The organism is Vibrio orientalis CIP 102891 = ATCC 33934 (assembly GCF_000176235.1).
Classification (GTDB): Bacteria; Pseudomonadota; Gammaproteobacteria; order Enterobacterales; family Vibrionaceae; genus Vibrio; species Vibrio orientalis.
In genome coordinates this window covers 728567-754654 of record NZ_ACZV01000005.1, presented here as the reverse complement: position 1 = coordinate 754654, position 26088 = coordinate 728567, and the positions used below count along the sequence as shown (strand labels likewise).

General features: G+C 40.9%; 37 protein-coding genes and 2 pseudogenes. 4 read left to right on the top strand and 35 right to left on the bottom strand.

Translation table 11 applies throughout. From position 1 onward, the window contains the following. Positions 1-347: 347 nt before the first annotated feature. From VIA_RS14205 to VIA_RS14160, 10 genes are all read right to left on the bottom strand, one after another. Positions 348-965, bottom strand: a complete 618-nt coding sequence (locus tag VIA_RS14205; protein WP_004413687.1) for an RraA family protein — start codon at positions 963-965, stop codon at positions 348-350. Positions 966-1191: 226 nt separating this feature from the next. Next, positions 1192-1782 carry a hypothetical protein gene (locus VIA_RS14200; protein ID WP_004418216.1) on the bottom strand — a complete coding sequence of 197 codons (591 nt, stop codon included), beginning with the start codon at positions 1780-1782 and terminating at the stop codon, positions 1192-1194. A gap of 246 nt (positions 1783-2028) precedes the next feature. Next, the gene (locus tag VIA_RS14195) at positions 2029-2223 is read right to left on the bottom strand and encodes a hypothetical protein (RefSeq protein WP_004413685.1); all 195 of its coding nucleotides are present in this window, start codon (positions 2221-2223) and stop codon (positions 2029-2031) included. Between the two features lie 213 nt (positions 2224-2436). Continuing rightward, positions 2437-2844 carry a hypothetical protein gene (locus VIA_RS14190; protein ID WP_004418215.1) on the bottom strand — a complete coding sequence of 136 codons (408 nt, stop codon included), beginning with the start codon at positions 2842-2844 and terminating at the stop codon, positions 2437-2439. Between the two features lie 50 nt (positions 2845-2894). Further along, entirely contained in the window at positions 2895-3257 is a 363-nt protein-coding gene (locus VIA_RS14185) for a hypothetical protein (RefSeq protein ID WP_004418213.1), read from the bottom strand. A 204-nt stretch (positions 3258-3461) separates the two neighbouring features. After that, a complete protein-coding gene (locus VIA_RS14180; RefSeq protein WP_004413682.1) occupies positions 3462-4061 on the bottom strand; it encodes a hypothetical protein in 600 nt (199 codons plus the stop codon). A gap of 139 nt (positions 4062-4200) precedes the next feature. After that, the gene (locus VIA_RS14175) at positions 4201-4662 is read right to left on the bottom strand and encodes a hypothetical protein (protein WP_004418211.1); all 462 of its coding nucleotides are present in this window, start codon (positions 4660-4662) and stop codon (positions 4201-4203) included. Between the two features lie 818 nt (positions 4663-5480). Then, on the bottom strand, positions 5481-6287 hold the full coding sequence (locus VIA_RS14170) for a DUF2971 domain-containing protein (protein ID WP_004413680.1): 807 nt from the start codon (positions 6285-6287) through the stop codon (positions 5481-5483). 144 nt (positions 6288-6431) lie between these two features. Further along, positions 6432-6851 (bottom strand): nuclear transport factor 2 family protein, encoded by a 420-nt coding sequence (locus VIA_RS14165; RefSeq protein ID WP_004418210.1) that lies wholly within the window; start codon positions 6849-6851, stop codon positions 6432-6434. 160 nt (positions 6852-7011) lie between these two features. Next, entirely contained in the window at positions 7012-7368 is a 357-nt protein-coding gene (locus tag VIA_RS14160; RefSeq protein ID WP_004413679.1) for a DUF6547 family protein, read from the bottom strand. Positions 7369-7566: 198 nt separating this feature from the next. Between VIA_RS14160 and VIA_RS14155 the strand changes: the two genes are divergently transcribed. Next, complete coding sequence (locus VIA_RS14155) at positions 7567-7851, top strand: type II toxin-antitoxin system RelB/DinJ family antitoxin (RefSeq protein ID WP_004413678.1); 285 nt, start codon at positions 7567-7569, stop codon at positions 7849-7851. Beyond that, a complete protein-coding gene (locus VIA_RS14150) occupies positions 7848-8126 on the top strand; it encodes a type II toxin-antitoxin system RelE/ParE family toxin (RefSeq protein ID WP_004413677.1) in 279 nt (92 codons plus the stop codon). Before VIA_RS14155 ends, VIA_RS14150 begins: the two co-directional genes overlap by 4 nt. Before the next feature lie 176 nt (positions 8127-8302). Here the strand turns inward: VIA_RS14150 and VIA_RS14145 are convergent, their stop codons facing one another. From VIA_RS14145 to VIA_RS14080, 15 genes and pseudogenes are all read right to left on the bottom strand, one after another. After that, complete coding sequence (locus tag VIA_RS14145; protein ID WP_004413676.1) at positions 8303-8653, bottom strand: hypothetical protein; 351 nt, start codon at positions 8651-8653, stop codon at positions 8303-8305. A gap of 225 nt (positions 8654-8878) precedes the next feature. Continuing rightward, positions 8879-9307, bottom strand: coding sequence for a GNAT family N-acetyltransferase (locus VIA_RS14140; RefSeq protein WP_004413675.1), 429 nt, complete (start codon positions 9305-9307; stop codon positions 8879-8881). Positions 9308-9461: 154 nt separating this feature from the next. After that, entirely contained in the window at positions 9462-9965 is a 504-nt protein-coding gene (gene def / locus VIA_RS14135; protein ID WP_004413674.1) for a peptide deformylase, read from the bottom strand. A 172-nt stretch (positions 9966-10137) separates the two neighbouring features. Continuing rightward, a complete protein-coding gene (locus tag VIA_RS14130) occupies positions 10138-10380 on the bottom strand; it encodes a hypothetical protein (protein ID WP_004418208.1) in 243 nt (80 codons plus the stop codon). Between the two features lie 254 nt (positions 10381-10634). Beyond that, complete coding sequence (locus VIA_RS14125) at positions 10635-10991, bottom strand: hypothetical protein (RefSeq protein ID WP_004418207.1); 357 nt, start codon at positions 10989-10991, stop codon at positions 10635-10637. 26 nt (positions 10992-11017) lie between these two features. Further along, a complete protein-coding gene (locus tag VIA_RS22270) occupies positions 11018-11266 on the bottom strand; it encodes a hypothetical protein (protein ID WP_050778703.1) in 249 nt (82 codons plus the stop codon). 466 nt (positions 11267-11732) lie between these two features. Continuing rightward, positions 11733-11909 (bottom strand): annotated as a pseudogene (locus VIA_RS21850) (DUF4019 domain-containing protein); the annotation flags it as partial. Positions 11910-11939: 30 nt separating this feature from the next. Continuing rightward, a complete protein-coding gene (locus VIA_RS14115) occupies positions 11940-12332 on the bottom strand; it encodes a DUF4019 domain-containing protein (protein WP_004413671.1) in 393 nt (130 codons plus the stop codon). Positions 12333-13085: 753 nt separating this feature from the next. Continuing rightward, positions 13086-13547 (bottom strand): hypothetical protein, encoded by a 462-nt coding sequence (locus tag VIA_RS14110; protein ID WP_235801315.1) that lies wholly within the window; start codon positions 13545-13547, stop codon positions 13086-13088. A 587-nt stretch (positions 13548-14134) separates the two neighbouring features. Continuing rightward, a complete protein-coding gene (locus VIA_RS14105; RefSeq protein WP_004413668.1) occupies positions 14135-14674 on the bottom strand; it encodes an isochorismatase family protein in 540 nt (179 codons plus the stop codon). Between the two features lie 150 nt (positions 14675-14824). Then, positions 14825-15325, bottom strand: coding sequence for a hypothetical protein (locus VIA_RS14100; RefSeq protein ID WP_050778702.1), 501 nt, complete (start codon positions 15323-15325; stop codon positions 14825-14827). Between the two features lie 327 nt (positions 15326-15652). Then, the gene (locus tag VIA_RS14095) at positions 15653-16108 is read right to left on the bottom strand and encodes a hypothetical protein (RefSeq protein ID WP_004418421.1); all 456 of its coding nucleotides are present in this window, start codon (positions 16106-16108) and stop codon (positions 15653-15655) included. A 133-nt stretch (positions 16109-16241) separates the two neighbouring features. Further along, a complete protein-coding gene (locus tag VIA_RS14090; protein ID WP_004413666.1) occupies positions 16242-16583 on the bottom strand; it encodes an SH3 domain-containing protein in 342 nt (113 codons plus the stop codon). 55 nt (positions 16584-16638) lie between these two features. Further along, complete coding sequence (locus VIA_RS22265) at positions 16639-16848, bottom strand: hypothetical protein (RefSeq protein ID WP_050778708.1); 210 nt, start codon at positions 16846-16848, stop codon at positions 16639-16641. A 450-nt stretch (positions 16849-17298) separates the two neighbouring features. Continuing rightward, the gene (locus VIA_RS14080) at positions 17299-17610 is read right to left on the bottom strand and encodes a hypothetical protein (protein ID WP_004418423.1); all 312 of its coding nucleotides are present in this window, start codon (positions 17608-17610) and stop codon (positions 17299-17301) included. A 337-nt stretch (positions 17611-17947) separates the two neighbouring features. On the opposite strand from VIA_RS14080, the gene VIA_RS22400 reads away from it, so the two are divergent. Then, positions 17948-18109, top strand: coding sequence for a hypothetical protein (locus VIA_RS22400; protein WP_004413662.1), 162 nt, complete (start codon positions 17948-17950; stop codon positions 18107-18109). A gap of 235 nt (positions 18110-18344) precedes the next feature. On the opposite strand, the gene VIA_RS14070 is transcribed toward VIA_RS22400, so the two are convergent. The 6 genes from VIA_RS14070 to VIA_RS14045 form a co-directional block, all read right to left on the bottom strand. Then, on the bottom strand, positions 18345-18725 hold the full coding sequence (locus VIA_RS14070; RefSeq protein WP_004418426.1) for a hypothetical protein: 381 nt from the start codon (positions 18723-18725) through the stop codon (positions 18345-18347). A 198-nt stretch (positions 18726-18923) separates the two neighbouring features. Next, a complete protein-coding gene (locus VIA_RS14065; protein ID WP_004413661.1) occupies positions 18924-19391 on the bottom strand; it encodes an Sbal_3080 family lipoprotein in 468 nt (155 codons plus the stop codon). Between the two features lie 175 nt (positions 19392-19566). Then, complete coding sequence (locus tag VIA_RS14060; protein ID WP_004418429.1) at positions 19567-19983, bottom strand: hypothetical protein; 417 nt, start codon at positions 19981-19983, stop codon at positions 19567-19569. 65 nt (positions 19984-20048) lie between these two features. Next, a complete protein-coding gene (locus VIA_RS14055; protein ID WP_004413659.1) occupies positions 20049-20900 on the bottom strand; it encodes an IS3 family transposase in 852 nt (283 codons plus the stop codon). After that, complete coding sequence (locus VIA_RS14050; protein ID WP_004413658.1) at positions 20897-21205, bottom strand: transposase; 309 nt, start codon at positions 21203-21205, stop codon at positions 20897-20899. The genes VIA_RS14055 and VIA_RS14050 overlap by 4 nt, the downstream gene beginning before the upstream one ends. A 199-nt stretch (positions 21206-21404) precedes the next feature. Further along, on the bottom strand, positions 21405-21809 hold the full coding sequence (locus VIA_RS14045) for a cell envelope integrity TolA family protein (protein ID WP_038211647.1): 405 nt from the start codon (positions 21807-21809) through the stop codon (positions 21405-21407). 250 nt (positions 21810-22059) lie between these two features. On the opposite strand from VIA_RS14045, the gene VIA_RS14040 reads away from it, so the two are divergent. Continuing rightward, complete coding sequence (locus tag VIA_RS14040; protein ID WP_004413657.1) at positions 22060-22392, top strand: PBPRA1643 family SWIM/SEC-C metal-binding motif protein; 333 nt, start codon at positions 22060-22062, stop codon at positions 22390-22392. A 793-nt stretch (positions 22393-23185) separates the two neighbouring features. On the opposite strand, the gene VIA_RS14030 is transcribed toward VIA_RS14040, so the two are convergent. The 4 genes and pseudogenes from VIA_RS14030 to VIA_RS14010 form a co-directional block, all read right to left on the bottom strand. Further along, a complete protein-coding gene (locus VIA_RS14030; protein ID WP_004413655.1) occupies positions 23186-23950 on the bottom strand; it encodes a hypothetical protein in 765 nt (254 codons plus the stop codon). Between the two features lie 161 nt (positions 23951-24111). Beyond that, positions 24112-24606, bottom strand: coding sequence for a GNAT family N-acetyltransferase (locus VIA_RS14025; RefSeq protein WP_004418405.1), 495 nt, complete (start codon positions 24604-24606; stop codon positions 24112-24114). Positions 24607-24750: 144 nt separating this feature from the next. Continuing rightward, positions 24751-25095, bottom strand: a pseudogene (locus tag VIA_RS14020) (immunity protein Imm33 domain-containing protein). A 719-nt stretch (positions 25096-25814) separates the two neighbouring features. Beyond that, a complete protein-coding gene (locus tag VIA_RS14010) occupies positions 25815-26054 on the bottom strand; it encodes a hypothetical protein (RefSeq protein WP_004418400.1) in 240 nt (79 codons plus the stop codon). Positions 26055-26088 lie beyond the last annotated feature (34 nt).

The following is a 26088-nucleotide window of genomic DNA, read 5'->3' as shown; positions in this document are numbered from 1 at the left end:
TGAGTAAAAAGGCAAAAAATCGAAGCCGAAGTATTTGTTATCTCACTACCTTGAGAGCGCTTTCGCGATCTTTTGAATTGCTGCGCTAATTAAGGATCGCGAAAGCGCCTCAAGGTTAGCATGGAAATAACCAATATTCGCCCTTTTTGTCGTCTTTCACACAACCCCATTGGACACAATCATACTTTATCTATATCGCTGTACATACAATATGTGATGAACGTTGTGTCATAACGCCAAATTAAGTAGTGAGCAACGCTACCACCAACCTAAAACATTGTGCCGTAAACACTAAAACTGATTCAAACCGAAAGTGCCAAGCGTTGCGAATCTGCTTAAATTTATTGTTAGGCTTTTTGTTTCGCAGAACTTATTGCTAGAGCTATTTTAGCTCTGTGGTTCGCTTCCCACTCAAGCAGAGTTAATGAAGCTTCATCACGTGCTTTCTTTGAGGCCGACAAGAACACTTCCTCTGCTCTTGCTTTAGGTATAACTACTATACCCTCTAAATCAGCGACAATTACGTCTCCCGTAGATACCTTTACTCCCCCACAAGTAATTGAAACACCCAGCTCACAATAGACATCTTTCTTGCCTGGTACCGGATGAACACCTTTCGCAAAAACTGGAAATTTCATATCTGAAATTTCACCCAAGTCCCGAATTACACCATCAATGATGAAACCTTTTATTCCTCGACTCTTAGCAACTGCACACACATTACCGCCCGCAACTGCATACTCACTATCAACGCCATCAACAACGATTATGGAGCCTTCAGGCGCTTCGTATATTGCAGAATGAAGCATTAAATTATCACCTGAAGCTAACTGAACCGTGAATGCCTCTCCACTAATTCGCGGCATACCCTGCCAAAGAGGGCCAATGTGGTAATCTATAAAGTGGTCATTGGTAAGTATGTTCCCATAATCAGTTGTCGCCAATTTAGAAAAATCTTGCTTCATTTTAACCCCATGTTTGTAGAAAGCCTAACGCCAAATTAAGGTGTGAACAACGCTACCACCTTAACTAAACCATTGTGCCATAAACACTAAACTTGCTTGAAGTGAAAGCGCCAAGCGTTGTGAATCACTCTTAAATTTTTTGTTATATACCTATTTCAAAATACAAAAAAGACCGATTCAGAAGCCCTCTGAACCGGCCTTAGATATCGATAAAATTAGAATTTATTTAAAACGCTACTGATTGGTGTTTGCATCGGTATATATCAGCAGCAACAGAGGTTGCGTTAGAGCCATCAGTCGCAATAATGTTCGTGATATGGTAGCGATTTCCCCCACGCATAAATACTTCATTGGCAAGTTCCGTATACAACCCATCAGGGCTTGTTTCTTCGACCACGTGACTACCAAGAACTTTACAAGTCGAGTTTTCAATTTCAGCAAACGCTATCGGTTTAACTGCGTGAGCACCGGGTAACAAACTAACGATACCAGCTGGTTTTGCCTTGTATGTAGCTGAGTTACACATAAATATTTCAGCAACAACGCTGCTCGGACGTCCACGACTGGTATCTAAAACCTCAGCAATTCGGTATCTATTACCACCAGACATATAAGTCTGATTTTTCAAAATAGGTGTAACATTGTTAGGGTGAGAGTCACCCAAAGTGTAAGTATCAATCATCTCACATTGAAGGTTGCGTATTGCTACTTCAGAAATTTCACCAATCGATTTAGCTGCAGGCATAACAGGAACTTTACGTGTTACGCAACCACCAAGGGCGACTAAAGATAGTAGAAGTAAGGTAATTTTATTCATATTAAACTAATTGAAAAAGAAACGAATCGTACTGATGTCGCCCCCGTTTGAGAAACAACAACTTTCTATCGTAACGATTATTAAAGTTACCCTTAAAATCAATTGATTGGAGGTATATAACGCCAAATTAAGTAGTGAGCAACGCTGCCACCTACCTAACCCATTGTGCCGTAAACACTAAAGCCGATTCAAACTGAAAGTGCCAAGCGTTGCGAATCTGCTTAAATTTATTGTTATGTTTGGGGTTCAAGTTTTTCTCATTTCTACTGCACCATTTTCGATACCTTCAGAAGTGAAATTGCACTTAGCGTAAAACTCGTTTCCTGAACCACACTCTGGGCAAACTAAGCTATAAAGTTTATCTAATTGAATTAGCTCCATAGTCCAGCCAACGACTGAGCTTTGACATGCACTGCATTCAACATGGTTATGAGTATACATTCCGTTCTCCTTTTGAATATAACCTACACAACACATTGAATCATAAGAACTAAATTGACGAAACAGTCATCTTACGGTAGAAAACATAACGCCAAATTAAGGTGTGAACAACGCTGACACCTTACCTAAAGCATTGTGCCATAAACACTAAACTGGCTTGAAGTGAAAGCGCCAAGCGTTGTGAATCACTCTTAAATTTATTGTTATGTGTTCTTAGTCATGAAGCTCGACATCACATGAATAGAATTCGTTATAGATGATTGCAATAACCTCACCTTTCTTTTTCTTCAACGTTTCTGCTGATATATAGAAATCATTAATCCTATTAACTTTGTAGTCTTGGAACGTTATGCCTGTTTCAAGTACATCCGAGCCATCCCCACTAGGTGTAAATGGAGCTAAGTAGGTTCCCATCGTAGAGTTGGAGTCTCGATGAAAGTACAAATTGCCATTACCAGAAAAGACGTTTATCGAAACCGAGTTCAAGCCTTTAGAACATTCCATACTCATTGATAAATTTTTGGCATAGCTTAAATTTTTATCAACGATAGAAATGGAATTAGTTTCTGTAGCAAAAGAGCTAAAGCTCAATAACGACAATAAGAAAACTAGTTTTTTCATATTACCTCTGAATATATAGCGAAGTGCAAATAAATAAGTAGTACTAACCACTACCAAGATAATTGTTGTTGAGATGCCTTTACATTCTCTTTGTACATCATTTCAATCATTTGATATGTACACATATCAACTGTGCCGCAATAATCATGTATTGCGCGATCTAGAATATCTCGACTTTTTGCTTGAGTAAGTCGTTTAAAAGCATCGAGATTTTCATTTTCCATTATTCGCAGCATGCTTTCTTGGCACATATCAATTGTCTGACAATAGTCTTTCTTAACCCTACTCTGGATATACGCAATTACTTCATTTTTTTGTACGTCGGAACCATCAAAGTCTAGTGGGTGTATGAAAGCAGCCGTTGCTCCAAAGGATAGGAACGACATTGAAACCATTACCAGTAGCTTTTTCATTACAATTACTCCTAATAGAAAAATCGACGCATATTAGGTGCATTATTGCATATTGGCAATGAAAATTTTCTGAGACACATAACGCCAAATTAAGTAGTGAGCAACGCTACCACTTACCTAAAGAATTGTGCCGTAAACACCTAAGCCGATTCAAACCAAAAGTGCCAAGCGTTGCGAATCTGCTTAAATTTATTGTTAGGTGAATTAGTATACAGAAAATCGGAATTCTTCTGGTCTATATGGCTCTAGGGTGCCAACACAATTCTCTTTGAAGAACTGGATTCTAGTACTAGACATCTCAAAGCAGTATTTAGGGTCAAATTTCAGCATAGCTTCATGCTGGAAACGTCTTGGAGCTAACTTTATTTCACTTTCCCATGTAATATCGTAGCCGTGCTGTTGAATCCAGAACCGAATAGCTTTTAATGACTCTTCCATAAAATCATAATTTCCGTGAGTGCGGTGCTCTAAAAGAACAGCGTTTCGAAGAAAAGCGAACTCATTATCTTTATATTCAAAGTTTGAAACCACGGCTATTGGGCAATTTCTACTCGCGTTTCTCAGTTCACCATGTTTGTAAAAATCACCTGCATCCACGATTAAGTTTTGTGAAAAACACATTTCATTTGCTTGCCGATCACTCAACTCTGAAAAATCCACTTGGTGTCGTAATGCTATAGAAATCCCTCCAGCCAAACGGGTTACATCCGATAGGTCTGGTTGAAATGCAAACTGATTTACAAGAAGTAGATTTAACTCTTCCCATGGCTTAATAACGTCATTTATGAACCTATTCTTGTTCATCCGCCCTCCTTCACCTAACGCCCAATTAAGGGGTGAACAACGCCTCCACCCAACCTAACGCATTGTGCCATAAACACTAAATTTGAAGTAGAAGCAAAAGTGCCAAGCGTTGTGAATCCCTCTTAAATTGCTTGTTAGGCTATTTGTACCCAGAGCCACCACAACTAGTGCAAATTTCTTTATCTTTTACCCCTGTCCCCCCACAGTTCTCGCAGACTTCTTCTTTGTCACCATTAACTGGCTTAGCAACCAAATCAAATTCCCATTCCGGCATGCAATAACACGAGTGATTATCAACAAAGCAACTTCTATCACCACTGCAATCACATGTTATTGTTTTATCTGCTTGATATATCGAACATATAGGGTTGGGATAAACAACTTTTTCCTGCGTATAGTCTTTTTTTAAAACTTCTATTTCAAATTTATAGCGGTCTAATATTTCTTTAATAGAAAAAGCGCTACCATAATAGTGTGTGGAGCCATCTTCAAAAACAACAACATTCTCCCCCTGGGCACTACTATAAAGCTTTACATTATTTTCTTCTGCATAAGCCCCGTAGCAAAAAATTATCAATAAAAATACTACGAATTTTCTCATAATCCTTGCCTCATGTTACGAAAATTTCCTATCTCTCTTGATAAGTATTGCTCACGTTTATGAGAAGAAAAATCTAAATAGATACAAGTTGATACTGGTCAATTTTTGCCCAAAAGCCTAACGCCCAATTAAGTTGTGAGCAACGCTGCCACTTTACTAAAACACTGCACCGTAATCACCAAACAAGTTGAAACCGAAAGTGCCGAGCGTTGCGAATCAGCTTGAATTGCTTGTTATGTTTTAGCACAATTCGTTGATTTACTTGGTAAAGAACTGAGATGCAGACCTAGTTTTCTGAACCAAATCACAAGCTCGAACTTACTTGACCGGCAGACGCGCCAAAACTAAAAACGAGTAAGTCCACTTCCCTGCTAATGAGGCAACTCAATACGCTTTCAACAAGCGCCCTTTCTTAGCAAAAGCAGCGCAGAACAATGGCGATTTGCCGACTCAACTGCCAAGGTTATTAGCTAATTGGGAAATATGCCCAAAGCGACTTTGAGCCAGAGAAACAAGACGCCCAAACCACCCGAAAACTTGAATGAAGCAACCCGCGAACCTTGGCATGTTTTACGGGCTAAGTGGTTTGAGAACTAGGCGATAATAGTGATTTGCGGAGTCTACTCCCAACGAATAACCAAAGGGGCAAAGAACGACTCAAAGGCATTTAAGCCATTGAAATTCCATTAAAACATAACGCCCAATTAAGGGGTGAACAACGCCTCCACCCAACCTAAAGCATTGTGCCATAAACACTAAACTGGCTTGAAGTGAAAGTGCCAAGCGTTGTGAATCCCTCTTAAATTGCTTGTTATGTTTTATTTAATGCCATAATGGTTATTTAACTCTATACACTCCTGCAAAGAGGGTCCAAATGAAGCAGTTGCCATAAAACCAAACCTATCAGAGCGAGCCTTTTGTTTGATAACCGGAATTCCAAACTTTTGATGGAATTCGTAGCCAAGTTTCAACAATTCACTTGATGCATTTGAGCCAAGGAAAATCATCTCAACGTCTTTTACAGGTAAATCATGAATATGGATCGGGAAACCATATATGTCCTTGTTGTCCAATGTATCACATTCGCTGAGTGGGATAGCTAACCGCCGCTCTTGTTCGTACTCCCAATCTGTTGACTTAAAGTACAAATCACTTACAAAAAAACTAGACTCAGACAATATAGATGCGTCCAACATTGGCGTCGAGGTGACGTAATTAACCTTATTTAAAATAGAGCTAATAAAGGAACCTTCTTTTAGTTTTATTGCTAATCCACGATGTGACTCCGCATAATGAGCCCACATCAATACATTATCGGGTATTTTTGATTCTGACTCACTAAAACAAGACATCCCCACTTTCCCACATATGTCTTCATAAACTGATGTGTCCAGTGAAAATGGATGCTTACTGTCGTCCACAATTAAATACTGGTCAATACAACCTGAATTACCATGAAGGTGGAAATTAATTTGCTTATAACTAGCTTCGATTTCAACTTTCGACTTAAAACGAACCTGCATTTCATAGGGATCATTATACGCATCTGGGGTATTAAAACGGATAGTTTGATACTTTAAATATGCTTCCGCTGCACTGATACCTAAATACTTGAAAATACTCATAAGTCTCCTAAAACATAACGCCAAATTAAGTAGTGAGCAACGCCACCACCTGACCTAAACCATTGTGCCGTAAACACTAAAGTTGATTCAAATCGAAAATGCCAAGCGTTGCGAATCTGCTTAAATTTATTGTTATACGCGTTTTCACCGGGTTGGGTATGCTTGCCCTTTTTCCTGTGAGCCTGACGCCGTTGACGCATGCCTATGTATCCAGACCCAGCGCTCTACTTTCTTAAGAGCGACTGTCCAACGCACAGGGACACTGATTTCCCCGTCTTCCGTGTTCAAGTAAATAGTTAAACACTGTGAAACCACTGCACTCCCACTTGAGATGACAATATCAGACCAACCCCATTCAAACTTACTAGCCGTTGCCTCTGCAAAGTTCCTCTGAAACAACTCCCTCACAGCGGGTGCTCCTGAGCACAATTCATCCCCACCAGTCCCAATAACTGATATGTTGCCGCTAGGGTCAAACACAGACATCAAAGCATCTATATCCTTGGCACAATATGCTTTGGCATAATCTTCTAATGTGGCCCTAATCTCTTCTTGTTCTTGCATCGTACACTCCTTTGTTAAAGTGAAGTGTAGACCAACGCGTATAACGCCCAATTAAGGGGTGAACAACGCCTCCACCCAACTTAACGCATTGTACCGTAAACACTAAATTTGAAGTAGAAGCGAAAGTGCCAAGCGTTGTGAATCCCTCTTAAATTGATTGTTATATTCCGGACTCACCATATTTGCTGTATTTAGCAAACCAACCATTGTCAGAGAACAACTCACCATTTAACCCATCTGACTCTTTGACTATATCTTCGCCATTTATTGATACAGACAGTTCGTCTTGTGTCTCATCAAGAGTATAAAGAAAATCATGAATACCAGTATCAACGCAGCTAGTTACTAGCCGTTTTACGACGGAGATTTGCTCATCCGTTAAGCTAGCTAAACTGTCGTTGATTTCTAGACATTCTTGAGATTTCACTTTTCGTTCTATGATATCCTCGCACCTTCCCAAGGCTTGGTCTCGTAAACCTTTAGATATCAACTGACCAAATTCATCGATATTTTTCATATTTATCACCTTAGGAATATAACGCCAAATTAAGTAGTGAGCAACGCTACCACCAAACCTAAACCATTGTGCCGTAAACACTAAAGCCGATTCAAACCAAAAGTGCCAAGCGTTGCGAATCTGCTTAAATTTATTGTTAGTTGCCCAACTTCAAACCTAGTGCTAACATTTGTACACACACAAGATATGGAGTGCATCATGGACACTAGAATTCAATTTCGTGTTGATGAAGAAACGAAGCGACTAGCCCAACAAATGGCTGAAAGCCAAGGCAGAACACTAAGTGATGCTTGTCGCGAACTGACTGAGCAACTGGCCGACCAACAGAGAAAGACTTTATCTCACGATGCATGGTTAACTGAACAAGTAAACTTAGCTTTTGAGAAGTTTGACTCGGGAAAAGCCGCTTTTGTTGACCACGAATCAGCCAAATCTCGTATGGCCGAGCGCAAAGCTAAAATACGTAACCGAGGCAAATTATGATTTTGTGGGAAGAAGAGTCTCTTAACGATCGTGAAAAGATCTTTGAGTTTCTTTATGACTTCAACCCCGAAGCTGCTGATAAAACAGATGAAATCATCGAAGCAAAAGTTGAGAACCTTTTAGAACAACCTCAAATGGGAGTCCAACGAGACGGAATTAGAGGGCGATTGCTCATTATTCCTGAGATTTCGATGATCGTTTCCTACTGGGTTGAAGGCGACATCATTCGAATTATGCGTGTACTACACCAAAAACAAAAATTCCCAACAGACTGATTATGTCGACTGGGCAACTAACGCCAAATTAAGGTGTGAACAACGCTAACACCTTACCTAAAGCATTGTGCCATAAACACTAAACTGACTTGAAGTAAGGGCGCCAAACGTTGTGAATCACTCTTAAATTTATTGTTATACCAATTTATTCCCACGCGATTTCTAGCATTTCAACTCTATAAGCCAAACCCGATTTTTGGTTGCTTACGCACCGAACGAACGCCCCACGGGGACAAATCAGGCTTAGGTTGACCGACAAAATCGCCTAGACAGATATAGCCTTTTGCTAAATAACGATAGAGAAAATCACCGCCATCAAGTGCGCTATTTTTATCGTCACCAAAAGGTAGTCGGATGCGCTCCACTCGAAGATCGGATGCTGCCTTAAATGCAGGATATACGGAAGAATTTATTTTATATGAATCTAAGTCTTTGATAAGTGCTTTGTCTGGCTGCTTCGCTGTTGTACGACTAAAAATCATGATTAAGCGCTTTTGCTGTTCAGAAGCAACAATGATCATTTCCATAACGGTTTTCCTTTGAAACAAGAGAGTATATAGGAATCCCAATCTAGCTACGATACAAGTATTTGAATTGGACGAATCATCAAATTGGTATAACGCCCAATTAAGGGGTGAACAACGCCGCCACCCAAACCTAAAGCATTGTGCCATAAACGCTAAACTGACTTGAAGTGAGGGCGCCAAGCGTTGTGAATCCCTCTTAAATTGCTTGTTATACGCGTGCTGACACTACAACGGAACTTTCATAACCTTATGATTTAGCTCACTTTCAATGTCAACCGCTAACCAATCTAAAGACTCATACAACGATGGTACGTTTGTGTAAGCATACAGGTTACTTTGAGTTGTTGCTGATACCTGCCTAACACCTCGATTGATCAGTTCACTCGCAATACCTTGACCACGCCACTCATTGGATACAAAGACTGCGTTAAGCCAAATAACTTCTGAGTCACCATGAGGTTCTTTAAAGCGCGAATAAGCGAGACCACCAATAACTTGGTTCTCTCTGAGAGCAACAATTACCGGTGGAAGGTTAGATTCTAGTTTATAGGTATCTACAAACTGAAAGTCAGACCATTCCGTTTGAAACAGCTTCTCTAGAGCAACCCAATACTCACTATTTTCATCGCAATTTCTGAATACTACCTTGTTCATATTGGATTATTTCCTCAAAAGCGTATAACGCCAAATTAAGGTGTGAACAACGCTAACACCTTACCTAAAGCATTGTGCCATAAACATTAAGCTTACTTGAAGTGAGAGCGCCAAGCGTTGTGAATCACTCTTAAATTTATTGTTATGAGCGGGGTTAAGAGTGCGCTTTAACGTACTTTTTAACCTTTTTCATAGCCATTTTACGCTTAAGTGGTGAAAGGTAGTCAATAAACAAGTTACCCGACAAATGATCTATTTCGTGCTGCATTACGATAGCTAGAAACTCATCACTTTCGATGGTAATTGGCTTACCTTCGCGATCTAAAGCAGACACAACAACTGAAGTAAAACGCTCTACGTCTGCATAATAATCAGGAACGGATAAACAACCTTCTTGACCCAATGCTTTATCCGAACCACTAACCACTTCAGGGTTAACCAAAATTAACGGTTCATCTCGACTTTCTGAAAGGTCGATAATAACAACGGCCTCTTTACGACCAACTTGAGTTGACGCCAAACCGATACCATTGTCAGTCGCATATAACGTTTCCAACATATCGTCTATTAATGTTTGTACCGTCGAAAGATCTTGCACCTTTTCCGCTTTGACCTTAAGCCTTGGGTCTGGTGCCGTCAGAATTTCTAAAACTGCCATATTTTCCTTCTAATTCTTGGAAGCTCATAACGCCCAATTAAGGGGTGAACAACGCTACCAGCAACACCTAAAGCATTGTGCCATAAACACTAAATTTGAAGTAGAAGCAAAAGTGCCAAGCGTTGTGAATCCCTCTTAAATTGCTTGTTAGCTTTCTGTCTACAGAGGAGAGCTATTGAAATTCTGTGCCGTGATTTTCTAGTGTTTGTTTGCCACATTTAAGACAAACTACGTACCTGTCTGTTAACTCCAATGATGCTCCTCCTGGCAAAGAAGCCGCTGATCCACTGAAGAAACCGTCTAGAAACGCTTTGAACTGTTCTTTTTTTGACTTGCCATATTTTGAGGGTTTCTGCTTAATTGCCTCTGTATGTTCAGTTTCTCTCTCGCACTTTTCACAAAACCTAATATTCATACTGCCTCCAATGAGATTAACGCACGCATGGAAAACGACAATTCTAAGAATACCAAAAGCACTAAGTAAGTTCGTATTCTTACTTAATACATTCGACTTTGTGCCCAAACTTGAGAAGATAGCTAACGCCCAATTAAGGGGTGAACAACGCTACCACCCAACCTAAAGCATTGTGCCATAAACGCTAAATTTGAAGTAGAAGCAAAAATGCCAAGCGTTGTGAATCCCTCTTAAATTGCTTGTTAGTTGCCGACCTATTTAAAGCTGTTCATCTCACGACGACTCACCGGCATACGAGCATCAGCAGTTCTCAGTTGGCGCTTAAAGCCACGATTCCCACGCACTACCTCATTGCCGTTCTTGTCCACTGTTTTCAACGTATCGACAAGTATATTTTTGTATGTACCTTTAATTTCATATTCGAATGAAACTAAGTCGGTTTTAAACACCCATTGCTGTGAACCAAGGGCTAGAAAACTGTAACTTTCTCCGTCTACAACTAAATAATGGGCATGTAGAGCATTTGTATTCCCCCCACGACTAGGCGGGCGACTTTTCTCTTTGAGGTACTTACTATAGTTTTCTATTTTCTTATTTGTAATTTTATTCATTTAAGCCTCTATTTCCTCGTAGGCAACTAACGCCCAATTAACGTGTGAGCAACGCAGCCACTGGACTTAACCACTGCACCGTAAACACTAAATGCAACCCGAAGTGAGAGCGCCAAGCGTTGCGAATCACTGTTGAATTGTTTGTTATGTTTTACCACAAATACATGATTTACTTGAGAAAGAACTGCTATTTCAGACCAGTTTTCTGAGCTAAGCCACAAGGCAAGAACCGACTTGGCCACCAAAGGCGACCAACCAGAAACGAGTAATTCCACTTCCCTGCCCAATGAGGCAACCCGACTAAGTAACAACAAGCGCCCTATCTTTCCAACCAAAGCGCAAGACAATGGCAAATTGCCGAGGCAACTGCCAAGCCGAAGTGCTAATTGGCTAAGAACCTAAAAGCGACTTTAAGCCAGTTAAACAGGAGCCCAACCGCCACGACCTGACAATGAAGCAACCCACGAACTTTGGCATGTTTTACGGGCTGAGAGATTCAAGAACTTAGGCCGACAATGCGGATTTGCTGAGTCTACTAGGGACGAATTGCAAGAGGGACAAAGAACTAAAGCCTAAGACCGTTAAACCTTTGAATTACAAGTAAACATAACGCCAAATTAAGGTGTGAACAACGCTACCACCTTCCCTAAACCATTGTGCCATAAACACTAAACTTACTTGAAGTGAGAGCGCCGAGCGTTGTGAATCACTCTTAAATTTATTGTTAGCTTACTGGCCGAACTAGTTGATGAAATAACCAATAACAACCCAACCAGTTTTGTTTTTAGAAAGAGTTAAGGTTTCTGTCGACTTCTTCCCTGAAAATATCGTTTGATATTGAACTACAACGTACTCGCCGTCAGGTATATTCGGTAAAGATTTCACCGGCTTTGTGGTTACTACACTACGTGATTCAAGATTTCCGAGCTTGTTAGCTTACTGGCCGAACTAGTTGATGAAATAACCAATAACAACCCAACCAGTTTTGTTTTTAGAAAGAGTTAAGGTTTCTGTCGACTTCTTCCCTGAAAATATCGTTTGATATTGAACTACAACGTACTCGCCGTCAGGTATATTCGGTAAAGATTTCACCGGCTTTGTGGTTACTACACTACGTGATTCAAGATTTCCGAGCTTTGTACGCGCAGAGCCTACCGCTTCAGCCCACTCATCTTTTGATATTTGTGAACGAAACAAACCACCAGCACTATCCCAACTTTCACTGTAGTGTTGATTGTCTATTAAGCTAAGCCAATCGGAAGCCGTAATATCGATAGGCTTAGTTTGCGAAAATAACAATGTAGGAACTAACGACAGAGCCAGAATGAATTTTCTAAGCATACATAATCAACCTTTTCTTCGTTGTAAGCTAACGCCAAATTAAGGTGTGAACAACGCTAACCACCCGACCTAAAGCATTGTGCCATAAACACTAAACTTGCTTGAAGTGAAAGCGCCGAGCGTTGTGAATCACTCTTAAATTTATTGTTATGTTTACCACAAATACATGATTTTCTTGAGAAAGAACTGCTATTTCTGACTACTTTTCTGAAGCAAACCACAAGGATAGAACCAACTTGGCCGTCAAAGGCGACCAACTTAAAACCAGTAATTCCACTTCCCTGCCCAATGAGGCAACCCGACTAAGCACCAACAAGCGCCCTGACTTTCCAACCAAAGCGCAAAACAAAGCTGAATTGCCGAGGCAACTGCCAAGCAGAAATGCTAATTGACTAAGAACCTAAAAGCGACTTTGAGCCAGTTAAACAAGAAGCCAACCGCCAAGACCTAACAATGAAGCAACCCGCGAACATAGGCATGTTTTACGGGCTGAGAAATTCAAGAAGTTAGACCGACAATACGGATTTGCTGAGTCTACTAGGGACGAACTGCCAGAAGGACAAAGAACTAGAGCCTAAGATATTTAAGCCTTTGAAATACAAGTAAACATAACGCCAAATTAAGGTGTGAACAACGCTAACACCTTAGCTAAACCATTGTGCCATAAACACTAAACTTACTTGAAGTAAGGGCGGCAAGCGTTGTGAATCACTCTTAAATTTATTGTTATGTCTTCAATACAAATGTTCTGAATTAGTCGCTAGTGTTTTCTTCACCGTTAAAGCCCCAATATGTACGGCCTTCTGTAATACTAACTTTTAGGGAATCGATGTCCCCTGATTCAAATCTTTTATACTTAACCATAAGCTCATCTTTTGAGATGATTTTCTGTAATAAAACTTCGCAAGTGAGCCCAATTGCTCCAATCGTTGTAGGAACAATTTCAGCTTCAGTTTTAACCTTTAGCTTTAATAATGTACCTGTTTTTAAAGTTTTAACACAATTGCCTGAGATCGCTTTAGCTGGTTCTACAACTTCGTTACTAACGCCTAGGGAAATCTTATTTATCATTACCCAGACTAACATTAATGAGATAACAATCAGTTTGACTTTAAACATCAATCTTATTCTCCCTTGCTGGTAATTTCCGCCGAAGACATAACGCCGCGTTAAGTGGTGAGCAACGCTACCACCCTGCCTAAACCATTGTGACATAAACACTTAACCCAAAGTAAGCCGAAAACACCATGCGTTGGGAATCCGTCTTAAACGCCTTGTTATGTAATCGCGCTTCATTTTCTTCGGTACAATCTAACTTACACCTTTCAGTATGCATACTGTATAGATCACAGATGATAATGAAGTTATAGCCAATCTACTGTACTGCTTGGTGAGGTCGTTTGGCTCAAAATCAACTATTACAGACCCTATTGGTAGACCTTTGTCATATAGATAACATGCGATGACTGCACTCATATAAAGAGACACAAATAGCCCAGGATATAAAGTACTATGATTTACAACCTGATATATGCCACGCCCAATGACGATTGAAACTAAAGTTAGTACACATATCATTTGGGACTGCCAAGTTAAGTACTTATGAGGCCATATTATTCTATTTCCAACACACTTCCGCACTAAAAGACTCCTAAACTCCATGGGTTACATAACGCCAAATTAAGGTGTGAACAACGCTAACCACCTTACCTAAACCATTGTGCCATAAACACTAAACTTACTTGAAGTGAGAGCGCCAAGCGTTGTGAATCACTCTTAAATTTATTGTTATAAGGCGAGTTCTAACGAATTAGACTTAGCACCTGCTTAAATTCAGCTGCCCTACAGTCTTTGACAAGTTCGTAGAGACACATTTCTAACCCCGAGATTCCTACACCACTTTCCTTCAGCCGATTAATACCTAATTGGACATTTGATAGCGTACGAGAGGAAACACAGTCATTAACCAGTTCAACATTGAAGCCTAATTCGACCAATCCTTTTGCCGTTTGGTACACACATATATGCGCCTCAATACCACAAACTAGCCAAGTATCTACATCCATATCTTTGATTGTTGCTAGGAAATCGGGAGACTCACAAGCATTGAAAGTAAACTTTGTTATCGGATTGACTTCACCAAGGGGAACTCTCAGTTCCTCTACTGTCTCACCCAACTTCTCAGGGTTTTGTTCAAGCAGAACTATGGGCAAACCTAGGGCTCTAGCCCCGACTATCAATTTCGAGCAATTAGAAACAAGTGTTTCACTATCATAGACTAAGCGTGCAAGCTTACCCTGCACATCAACAACGATAAGCCCTGTTTTATCTCGTGACAACATTTTACCATCCTTAGTTTGATGCAGCCTTATAACGCCAAATTAAGTAGTGAGTAACGCTGCCACCTACCTAAAGCATTGCGCCGTAGACACTTAAGTCAATTCAAACCAAAAGTGCCAAGCGTTGCGAATCTGCTTAAATTTATTGTTAGCCTATTGTGTTGAGTCAACCTTTGCGCAATCTTGTATATCACTAGGTAACCTTACAATCATTGCGCTATCACTTTGCGGCTCTACAGAAACATATATCATTTCATGCAGGATACTTTGATCTTTCATCACTTGCGTAAGTTGTTTTGAAATTACGTCGTTATTTGTTTCAACCGAAAACTTATGATGAAACTCCGTTATATCAGTGATGAAAGGATCTCGCATCCAAACCCCATCAGTTTTGGCGTTCACTGTCAGAGGTACTTCCATTTCATTAGTATGCACCTCAAAGCTCACTTCAATGTTAAGTACTCCACTTTCCTCATACACTCGATAAAGTTTCATGTCTGAGAATAAGTTTAGAGGGTCACTTTGTTTGGGAACACAACTCCATTTGCCTATAAAGTACTCTCTACTTAGCTCTATCGTTTTGTTATTTTCCTCATAGTGGGAAGTGCTACACCCAGTCAGTGTTAAGATAAAAAGCATTAAATATTTTTTCATAATAATCCGTACATTATAAAATAGGCTAACGCCCAATTAAGGGGTGAACAACGCCACCACCAAAACCTAAAGCATTGTGTCATAAACACTAAATTTGAAGTAGAAGCAAAAGTGCCAAGCGTTGGAATCCCTCTTAAATTGCTTGTTATGTGATAATTTCTAGAACAGTATATTTTGCATATTGATAACACCCGCGACTTCCTTGTAGAAAGGTCTGTCGTTTTTATCACATAGGTCAATGAACGCTTTATACGTTGTGCTTTTAGTAAAAAGAAGAGTTACTTCATCAATAGAAAACTCAAAATCACCTTTTACTCGCCACTCACGCTAATGTGTCCAGTCAATGATAAAATTCGGATTTGAAAGATCAAAATTTACGATACGCCACCATTCTGATTTTGGTAAATACTTCTTAGCTTCAGCTGTTTTATCGTATATCACAGGACGACCGCCACTTGTGTACACCTTTTGTTTCGGAAACATGAAACCACAAGGGTGATACCTTGTTTTTTTCGTATGCCCACTAGCTCTCAACTTTTGCTCAAACCAAGTATTCTGGCAAACTGAACTCAAAGGAGCATCCTGAAAACAAACAGCGGTGTCTTTACCAACAATAAAGCCTTGTTCAGTGGAGCTACCTTTCAAGGATTGCTCTGTTAAAATTTTAAACATTAGGGCTGCAACAGATGCATTATCCGTTGCTCGAGTTAAATGGACTAACCCAGTCGAAAGGTCAGAACGCTCTGAATAGCGATTTCGCCAATCTTCAATTTTATACGACATACTTTCCTTATCACATAACGCCAAATTAAGGTGTGAACAACGCAACCACCCAAACCTAAAGCATTGTGCCATAAACACTAAACTGGCTTGAAGTGAAAGCGCCAAGCGTTGTGAATCACTCTTAAATTTATTGTTATGTACGTTGTACCGAGCGCACTGGTACCCAACCAATTTCACCCGTTGACCTCGAAACTCGATACCACTCGTTGAGTTCGAATAGCACTGACAGTTTTTCGCCAATGACAGTATTAAGCTCAACATTGTCATAGTCTTCAAGCAAGATACCTTCAGAGCTTCCTACAATCTTCTCGATATATTGAACTGGAGCCCAACCCTGCTCCCCTTCGAGACTGGTTATAAAGATCCAGTTGGGAAACTCGTCGTCAATTGTACCTAGAGCTACTTTGTCACCTTGCTTCAAATAAAACGGATTGGGATATTCTGAGACGTGTTTTTCAGTAGTAACAACTTCCATATTTTCTCCAAAGTACATAACGCCCAATTAACGTGTGAGCAGCGCTGCCACTCAACTAAACCACTGCGCCGTAAACACTAAACTCAACCTGAAGTGAAAGCGCCAAGCGTTGCGAATCACTGTTGAATTGTTTGTTATGTTTTACCACAAACACATGATTTAATTGAGAAAGAACTGCGATTTCTGACCAATTTTCAGAACTAAACCACAAGGTAAGAACCAACTTGGCCGCCAAAAACGACCAACCCAAAACCAGTAATTCCACTTCCCTGCCCAATGAGGCAACGCGACCAAGGAGCAACAAGCGCCCTTTCTTTCCAACCAAAGCGCAAAACAATGGCAAATTGCCGAGGCAACTGCCAAGCTGAAATGCTAATTGACTAAGAACCTAAAAGCGACTTTGAGCCAGTTAAACCTGAAACCGACCACCACGACCTGACAATGAAGCAACCCATGAATATTGGCATGTTTTACGGGCTGAGTGATTCCAGAACTTAGGCCGACAATGCGGATTTGCTGAGTCTACTAGGGACGAATTGCCAAAGGAACAAAGAACTAGAGCCTAAGACCTTTAAGCCTTTGAATTACAAGTAAACATAACGCTGCGTTAAGGGGTGAACAACGCACCACCTAACCTAAACCTATTCTGCCATAAACACTTATGTTGATTCGAACCAAAAATGCCAAGCGTTGTGAATCCCTCTTAAACGCCTGGTTATGCTGCAGTCAAACAACGCGCTAGTTCTTTATTGCCCTTTCGCGTTAAATAGTTTTTTAGCGCAGAAAGATAATCTCGTTCACTCACAAGCGACTCGTTTTCAGAACCGTCCCAATAGTTGATTCTAAGCATACCCTCTGGAATGCATTGTCCTTCAACTTCACGCTCGTATTCATCTAAGTCATCCGGATAAGTAACACCGTAGTAGCCATTATCCATACAATATCCGTGACGCTTTAGTGCAAACTCAACTAACTGCTCGTCGCTAGGAAAAGATTGGGAAAACAATTCATTATAGATTTTGTCCATTTTTTCTCCCTGCTGCATAACGCCCAATTAACGTGTGAGCAACGCAGACACTGAACTTGAACACTGCGCCGTAAACACTAAACTCAACCTGAAGTGAAAGCGCCAAGCGTTGCGAATCACTGTTGAATTGTTTGTTATGTTTCACCACAAATGTATGATTTTCTTGAGAAAGAACTGCTATTTCTGACTGTTTTTTCTGAAGCAAACCACAAGGCTGAAACCAACTTGACCGACAAAGGCGACCAACCTAAAACGTGTAATTCCACTTCCCTGCCCAATGAGGCAACCCGACCAACTGACAACGAGTGCCCTTTCTTTCCAACCAAAGCGTAAGACAATGAAAAATTGCCGAGGCAACTGCCAAGCCGAAATGCTGATTGGCCAAGAACCTGAAAGCGACCTTAAGCCAGTTAAACATGAAACCGGCCGCCACGACCTGACAATGAAGCAACCCGCGAACATTGACATGTTTTACGGGCTGAGAGATTCAAGAACTTAGGCCGACAATACGGATTTGCTGAGTCTACTCGGAACGAATTGCTAGAGGGACAAAGAACTAGAGCCTAAGACCTTTAAGCCTTTGAAATAAAAGTAAACATAACGCCAAATTAAGGTGTGAACAACGCTACCACCCAAACCTAAAGCATTGTGCCATAAACACTAAACTGGCTTGAAGTGAAAGCGCCAAGCGTTGTGAATCACTCTTAAATTTCTTGTTATATGGTTGATTAGCATCAAGAAATACAATGTGCATATACTCGTTCCCTCTCTAAAGCAACGATAGCCTCTCTCATTTCAAATGGTATAGCACTTGAAGTTGATACTTCACCACGAGTTATATGAATATACTCTTCGTTGCGCATATTCATGAATACATCAAAAAATCCATTTTGAGGTAAACCGGTTGCTTTAGTCGCTAGGAGAGCACCGTAAATCGCAACTCTTGAATCAGCTAATTGACCACATGCCTCTTCGAACGTCTCCCAAACAATTGAAGAGTCTGTCCCTTCATCGAAAACTTGGTAGATTCTCGAATAAGCCACTGTTGACTCATTTTGAGCAGCATTTCTTAAAATTGATTTAATATCTTCTATTTTATCTACTTGTATCATCATTACTTCAACCTATAGCCCTAACAAAAACAAGAATGTGTCAGAACAGCTACGAATGAGCAGTTCATTCAACCATATAACGCCAAATTAAGTAGTGAGCAACGCTACCACCTACCTAAACCATTGTGCCGTAAACACTGAAACCGATTCAAACTGAAAGTGCCAAGCGTTGCGAATCTACTTGAATTTATTGTTATGCCGCTACATTTCACCTGACTTTATTTTGGACTGAGCCTCACTTACAGTCTGCTTCCCAAACAACAAATCCATCATTGCGATGATTCGTTTGCTGTCGTCTCCCCACTTATCTGAATTTGCACTATTTGGTGCCTTGAACTCAACTTCACCAACTTTCTCACTATTTCTATACGCTTTAACTTTGGCATCTGCGATAAACGTTCTGAAGTCCCAGCTCCAACGTGATACGTAAGTAAGTGTAAGTTCCGAGCTTTTCGGGGAAGTTCCATCACTTACAACAGTACATTTATGAGCAGTATCCAAACACCACTCTTGCATTGAATCTAAGAAAATTTCTCGTGTCGCGTCATCTTTCACGATAGTAATTTCTTTACTCTGGTTCTCTTGCGAGATTGCTTCCGCTGTATATTTTGGCGCAGCACATGCTGCCAATAGAACGGGTAGACTAAGGATAAATAGTTTCTTGTACATGTTACTTCTCTTTCAATACATCTATTATTTTTCGGGAATTTCAAGTAGCTGCATAACGCCAAATTAAGTAGTGAGCAACGCTACCACTTACCTAAAGCATTGTGCCGTAAACACTAAAGCTGATACAAACCAAAAGTGCCAAGCGTTACGAATCTGCTTAAATTTATTGTTATGCTTATGATTCACCATAGCAGATAGCCAAACCGTCTTTCATTTGTTGCTGTACTTGAGTAGATACAAATTGTGGAACCGAACTACGGTTAAGAATCATGTAGATTGGTTTAAGGCTACCAATAACACTTTCTTGGGCTGTTTCTAATTCAAAGGACGCCGGAATGCCACCAAGCGGATCGGATATATCATTCGCTCGCTGCTTTAGAAGCATTGCATGAGACACTTTTAAATAGTGCCGCTTTAAAGCAGAAGTTAAGTCATTCAGATCATCAGTAGTAAAATTATCAGTAAATCTAGCTACCCTTTCGTCAACAGTACTTTGATAGCACTCATTGCTCAACTGAAGCTCTGCGCTCGGACCTTTAGCTGCACATCCAGCTAAGGCGGTGGCCAAGACACTAATAACAATAGCTCTCATAATCAAATTAACCTCCTTGTCTAAAAATAAACTGGTGTACCCCACAAAAAGTAGACAGTACATAACTACATACTTTCGTACTCAACTGGGCTGACATGCCCCAACGCTGAGTGTCTTCTTCTGCGATTGTAAAATACCTCGATGTATTCGAAGATGCCCATTCGGGTTTCTTCGAGAGTTTGGTAGTCTTCTGCGTATATCAGTTCGACTTTCAGTCGACTGTAGAACGACTCCATCACAGCATTATCCCAACAGTTGCCCTGTCGACTCATGCTCGGTACACCTCCATGCTTGCGCATGAAGTCTTGATATTTATATGCTCTGTATTGTACACCACGGTCTGAGTGGATAATGACGCCCTTAGGCGGCTTACGTGACTCAAACGCCATTTTTAGCGCATTGGTGATGAGCTCGACGGTCATAGTTGTCCCTAGCGACCAACCCACGATGCGCCTTGAATGCAGGTCCATCACTGTCGCCAAGAAGAGCCAACGGCTCTTCACCCAGATATACGTGATGTCCGTAACCCACTTCTGATTTGGCGTCTCAGACTCAAAGTCTCTTCGCAGTAAATTGTCGGCAACATTCGTCATAGCAGCCACATCCTTGCTGTATTTAAACCCTTTACCATTACGTGCCCTGATACCTTTTTCCCTCATGATATCAGCCACATAATTCACGCAGCAGGCATAGCCTGCTTCGTTTAGCTCTTCTGCTATTCGCACTGAACCGTAGCGTGCCCGATATTGGGCAAAGGTACACATGACGAGCTGTTCAAAGCGCTCTCGCCGCTTTGAACGCTCACTCGGCGTATGATGGCACCACTTATAATAGCCGCCCCGACTCACTTCTAAGGTGCGGCACATTAAGCTAATGGAATACTCACCGACATAGTTTTCAATGAACTCGTACTTCACTCTTGCTGCTTCGCGAAGTACGCCGAGACCTTTTTTAGGAATTCCATTTCATCTTTGAGTCGCTTGTTCTCGCGCCTTAGCGCTCGAAGCTCTTCGGACTCTTTCTTCGAGTAATCGATACCGTCTAAGGTGTTAAACTGTTTATCAGATAGGCGTGTGAACTGGCGCTTCCAGTTCCGGATCTGTTGGGCACTGATGCCCAGCTCCTTGGCAACGGAGACTGCTGTTCGGCCAGGAAGACTGGCCAAGCGAACTGCTTCTTTACGGAACTCTTCGGTGTACGCTGGATTACGATGTTTAGCCATAAATCACCTCTCAATTAGACCCTAGATCTAACTTAGTAAAGTGTCTACTAAACGTGGGGTACTCGGAAACATAACGCCCAATTAAGTAGTGAGCAGCGCTGCCACTTAACCTGAACATTGTGCCGTAATCACTACAGCTGATTCAAACTAAAAATGCCAAGCGTTGCGAATCTGCTTAAATTGTTTGTTAGTGCGCTCCTCACGGTTTAATGATAATACTCAACTTTCTTAACTTATCTGCCTCATTAACATCAACTGGCAACGGAAATGAACCAATTTCCCATACGGCATTGAAGACTGTCTGACAAAGCACATTTTTATTACTTATTTCCACATGCTCAATAACACCAAGCGATGATAACGATATTTCAGCGCGACAATCTAAGTCTTTGTTTAAATTCAACTCACCAAGTTTTTCTTTGATTAATGAATGGTATATTGACGCATATCTAGATGTGACAGATTCTTCAATATCAGTATAAGTTTCTAAACCTTCGAAGAGCTTATTTAAGGCAGCCATTTGTTCCTGTTCAGTTTGGCTTGAAGAGAATGACACCATCGGTATAAATAAAAACGAAAGGAAAAACCATCTAACTTCTTTCATATTGCAACCTTGTTTAGCGTGAAGTTTATGCGCGCTAACGCCCAATTAAGGGGTGAACAACGCCACCACCCAAACCTAAAGCATTGTGCCATAAACACTAAACTGGCTTGAAGTGAGGGCACCAAGCGTTGTGAATCCCTCTTAAATTGCTTGTTATACCGCTTTTTTTAACCAATTAGAGCTTTATCATTTTAATACGATACGTATAATCCCTGCTCATTTTCTTACATACCAAGTAAAGAGTATCAGCATGTCTAAGCTGTTTTTTAAAGGTCGAATCGAAACTCGACAAAATCACGTACTGTCAGGCTACAACGTTAATCGCGATGTTAAAGCTGGTACAGAAGAAGCACCGATCAATATCGTTGTTCCGACAGAAGTACGTAAACAAGAAGTCGAAGCCATTACTCAAGAGCATTCGATTTTCGCAAACATCACTGTTGATGGGAGCCAAGAAGAAAACACTATCGAACTAGATACGCTCCTGAACAAGGCAACACCAACGGTATTTGAAAAGAAACCAAACAGAAACGACCCTTGTTGTTGCGGTAGCGGCAAGAAATACAAGAAGTGCTGCGCTTAGATTTCTAATACCGCCCTCACACGGCGGTATAACGCCCAATTAAGGGGTGAACAACGCCTTCACCCAACCCTAAAGCATTGTGCCATAAACACTAAAATTGAAGTAGAAGCAAAAATGCCAAGCGTTGTGAATCCCTCTTAAATTGATTGTTAGCCATCTTGAACAGATGTCTCGACTTTCTGTCTAAATAATGACAATTCATCATATAGATACTGTGCAGATGGAGACTGCGCTAATATATTTAACTCTAGTTCCGATTCAGCCTGATGAGTGAACATAAATTTCATCTTCAGCGGCTTTCTCAATTTAACTACTACGTAGTATACATAGCACCCTGGGTACCGCTTTAATTTCATAACTTCGATATAGCTCCATGGAACTATGTCACCATATTCTCTATTCCTAAACTGTCCTGTTTTAATACCCAAATCATTTAGTTCATAGTCAGGCTGAAACAGCCCGCGTGTATTTACGTAAAACGCAAATAGAAAATATGAACCTAAGATTAAAGCTAGCAACAAATATCCATACGCAAATTCATTTAAAATCAAAGTGTTTAACCCTACGGTTAAAACTACAGCATAGAAAAGTATTGAACTCAGTTGAAGAGTCAAAACTCTCCACTTTGGGGCTTTTCTAATCAAAAGTCTTCGATGCACAAATTCCTCCCTGATGGCTAACGCCAAATTAAGTAGTGAGTAACGCTACCACCTACCTAAACCATTGTGCCGTAAACACCGGAGCTAATTCAAAGCAAAAATGCCGAGCGTTACGAATCTGCTTAAATTTATTGTTATGTTGCGGTGTTTAAGGTTAACGACTGAGCAAACTCTCGCATGTGTCGTGCATTGTCTGCCTGTTCTTCATCACCACAGGCTTTCCCATAATATTCAATGTCTGGTGAGGAATACACTGGTAACACTTTTTCTGCATACGTCATAACTGTCCCCGCTTCACGACACAAAGCGCCAAATGCATAGGGCTTTATGAACTTATGGTTTTCTGACAGCAGTTGACCTTTAAGCCAGTACTCTGGAGTATCGTTGTGCCACGCCCAGGCCAAGTGACCTAGTTCATGTTCGAGTACATGTACTTCTGCATCAGATGATAAAACCAGAAAACTACGACTAAAGTTCACATGAGCAGTACCGGCACTTCCGTCCTGTGAAAATGGGTGTTCTTTAGGAAGAACTAGTACATAGTAACTCCCCTCACGTTGCAGTGGTTCTAACACCGAGTCGCCCACAGCTTGCGCTAACTGATGATGCAACTTACCACTACCGCCGTCTTCGAAACCTGCAAGATCAATCCTAGTAATGCCGGACAATGTTCGCTGCATCGGCACACATGAGTTTTCAAGTACAAGATTAGAGTAGTCGATGAATTCATTGATTTTTGACTCGCTTATAGCGTCATCCGTAAAGAAATGAACTGGAGTTTCGACCTTTTCAGTCAGATCACAAGCTGCTAATGACAGTTCCTCTCCACTCCGTTTCCCGACGAAAAATAGCGCGACTACACCTAGCAATGTGCAACCAACCACAAGGTTTTTCTTCATTAAACTGTCCTTTTTTCTGTAGCAACATAACGCCGCGTTAAGTAGTGAGCAACGCCACCACCTGACCTAAACCATTGTGCCATAAACACTTAAACTAGACTTTGAACTGGAGCCGCCAAGCGTTGGGAATCTGCCTTAAACGCTTGTTATAAGGCGGACGTTTAGTCAAGCGCCTTTTCCAACCAAACCGAGCTGATGTACTGACCATTTTTCTTTGCATATTCATTAAATACGCCAATTTCTCTAAAACCAAAACGTTTATGTAGAGCAACTGAAGCGTCATTAGGTAATGCGATACCTGACAACACCCTGTGGACTCCGTAATCAGAAATTGATGAGAACAGTTTGGAATATAGTTTTGAACCAACTCCTTTACCTTTTGCTGTTGAAGCAAGGTACACTGTCACTTCTACCGTATCTTCAAATGCTGAAATGTCCCTATATAGTTGGGAACATGCAAAACCTAGCAACTCCCCATTTTCGGTAGCAACGAAAAGTTGATGCTTACTATTGCTTGAAAACTGAGAGAACCAATTTAGACGATTATCTTGCATAAATGCGCATTCTTCAAAACGAGCATTAGTGTGCTCAATGTAAAAATTGAAGATGTCTGTAATAGCTGCAACATCGCTTAGTTGCCCTACTCTAATTTCCACGAAAGTTCCTTTTATTTTCGAGCCTTATAACGCCTTGTTAAGGGGTGAGCAACGCAATACCAAAGCCGCCGCATACCACCTTAATCACTAAAACCAACGCATAGTAAAAATGCCACGCGTTGCGAATCCCTCTTGAACAATTTGTTATGCGTTTCCTTCCAACAAGCTGCTGTCATACCAGATATCTTCGCAGCCATTGTTATCTATTAGGAAGCGGTAGCCAGGAGGCAAACCAAGATAAGCTTGCACTTAAGGTAGGTATTTAACTATATGCTCAACATGTAGCGAGTCAAAGAAGTCTGAGTTTGAAGATAAATCTTCACCGCACCAGATATACCAGCCATTAGTACCATTTTCGGGAGCGACTCTCATACCATTAATAGGAACCTGACTTAAGGTAGAGAGTGCAATTCCTAGTTTGCTACCGGCTTCCGGATGTTCCTTTGCTAAATCTTTAAACTGATTATCCAACTCTTCCTCCTGACGCATAACGCCCTGCTAAGGGGTGAGCAACGCAATACCGAAGCCGCCGCATACCACCTTAATCACTAAATTCAACGCATAGTAAAAATGCCACGCGTTGCGAATCCCTCTTGAGCAGTTTGTTATGTTTTACCACAAGTGACTGACTTACTTGAGAAAGAACTGATGATTTAGGCTATTTTTCTGAACTAAACCACAAGGCAGATACAAGCTTGACCACCAAAGGCGACCAACCTAAAACAAGTATGAACACTTCCCTGCCCAATGAGGCAACCCGACCAAGCTTCAACTAGCACCCTTTCTCTCCAAGCAAAGCGAAAGACAGTGGCAATTTGCCGAGACTACTGCCAAGGTAGGATCCTAATTGGCAAAGAACCTCAAAGCGGCTTAAAGCAAGAGGAACATAAACTTAGCCAGCTCGACCTGATAATGAAGCAACCCTCGAATATTGGCATGTTTTACGGGCTGAGAGATTCAAGAACTTAGGACGACAATGCTGATTTGCTGAGTCTACTAGGGACGAATTGCCAAAGGGACAAAGAAATAGAGCCTAAGATATTTAAGCCATTGAAATAAAAGTAAACATAACGCCAAATTAAGGTGTGAACAACGCTAACACCTTACCTAAAGCATTGTGCCATAAACACTAAACCGACTTGAAGTGAGAGCGCCAAGCGTTGTGAATCACTCTTAAATTTATTGTTAGTTGCGTAACCAAACTGGCGCTACATACCATTGAACACAGCGATTCCTAGAAGAACTAAAGCTATACTTGCAAGCCCAATATAGCTGACTTTTCCACGTTCTGATTCCGTTACCTCTGAAGATGGGAAACTCCCGAATGTAACCGCTTTCGATACTACCCAACCTACACCGTAACCAATACGCTCAATAATGATTAACTGAACAATTGTCTTTAATAAGGAACCTAACATTCGAAAAAATGTCAAAACGGACTCTTCCATATGCACTCTCCTTTAATACTGAATTCTAGGTTTT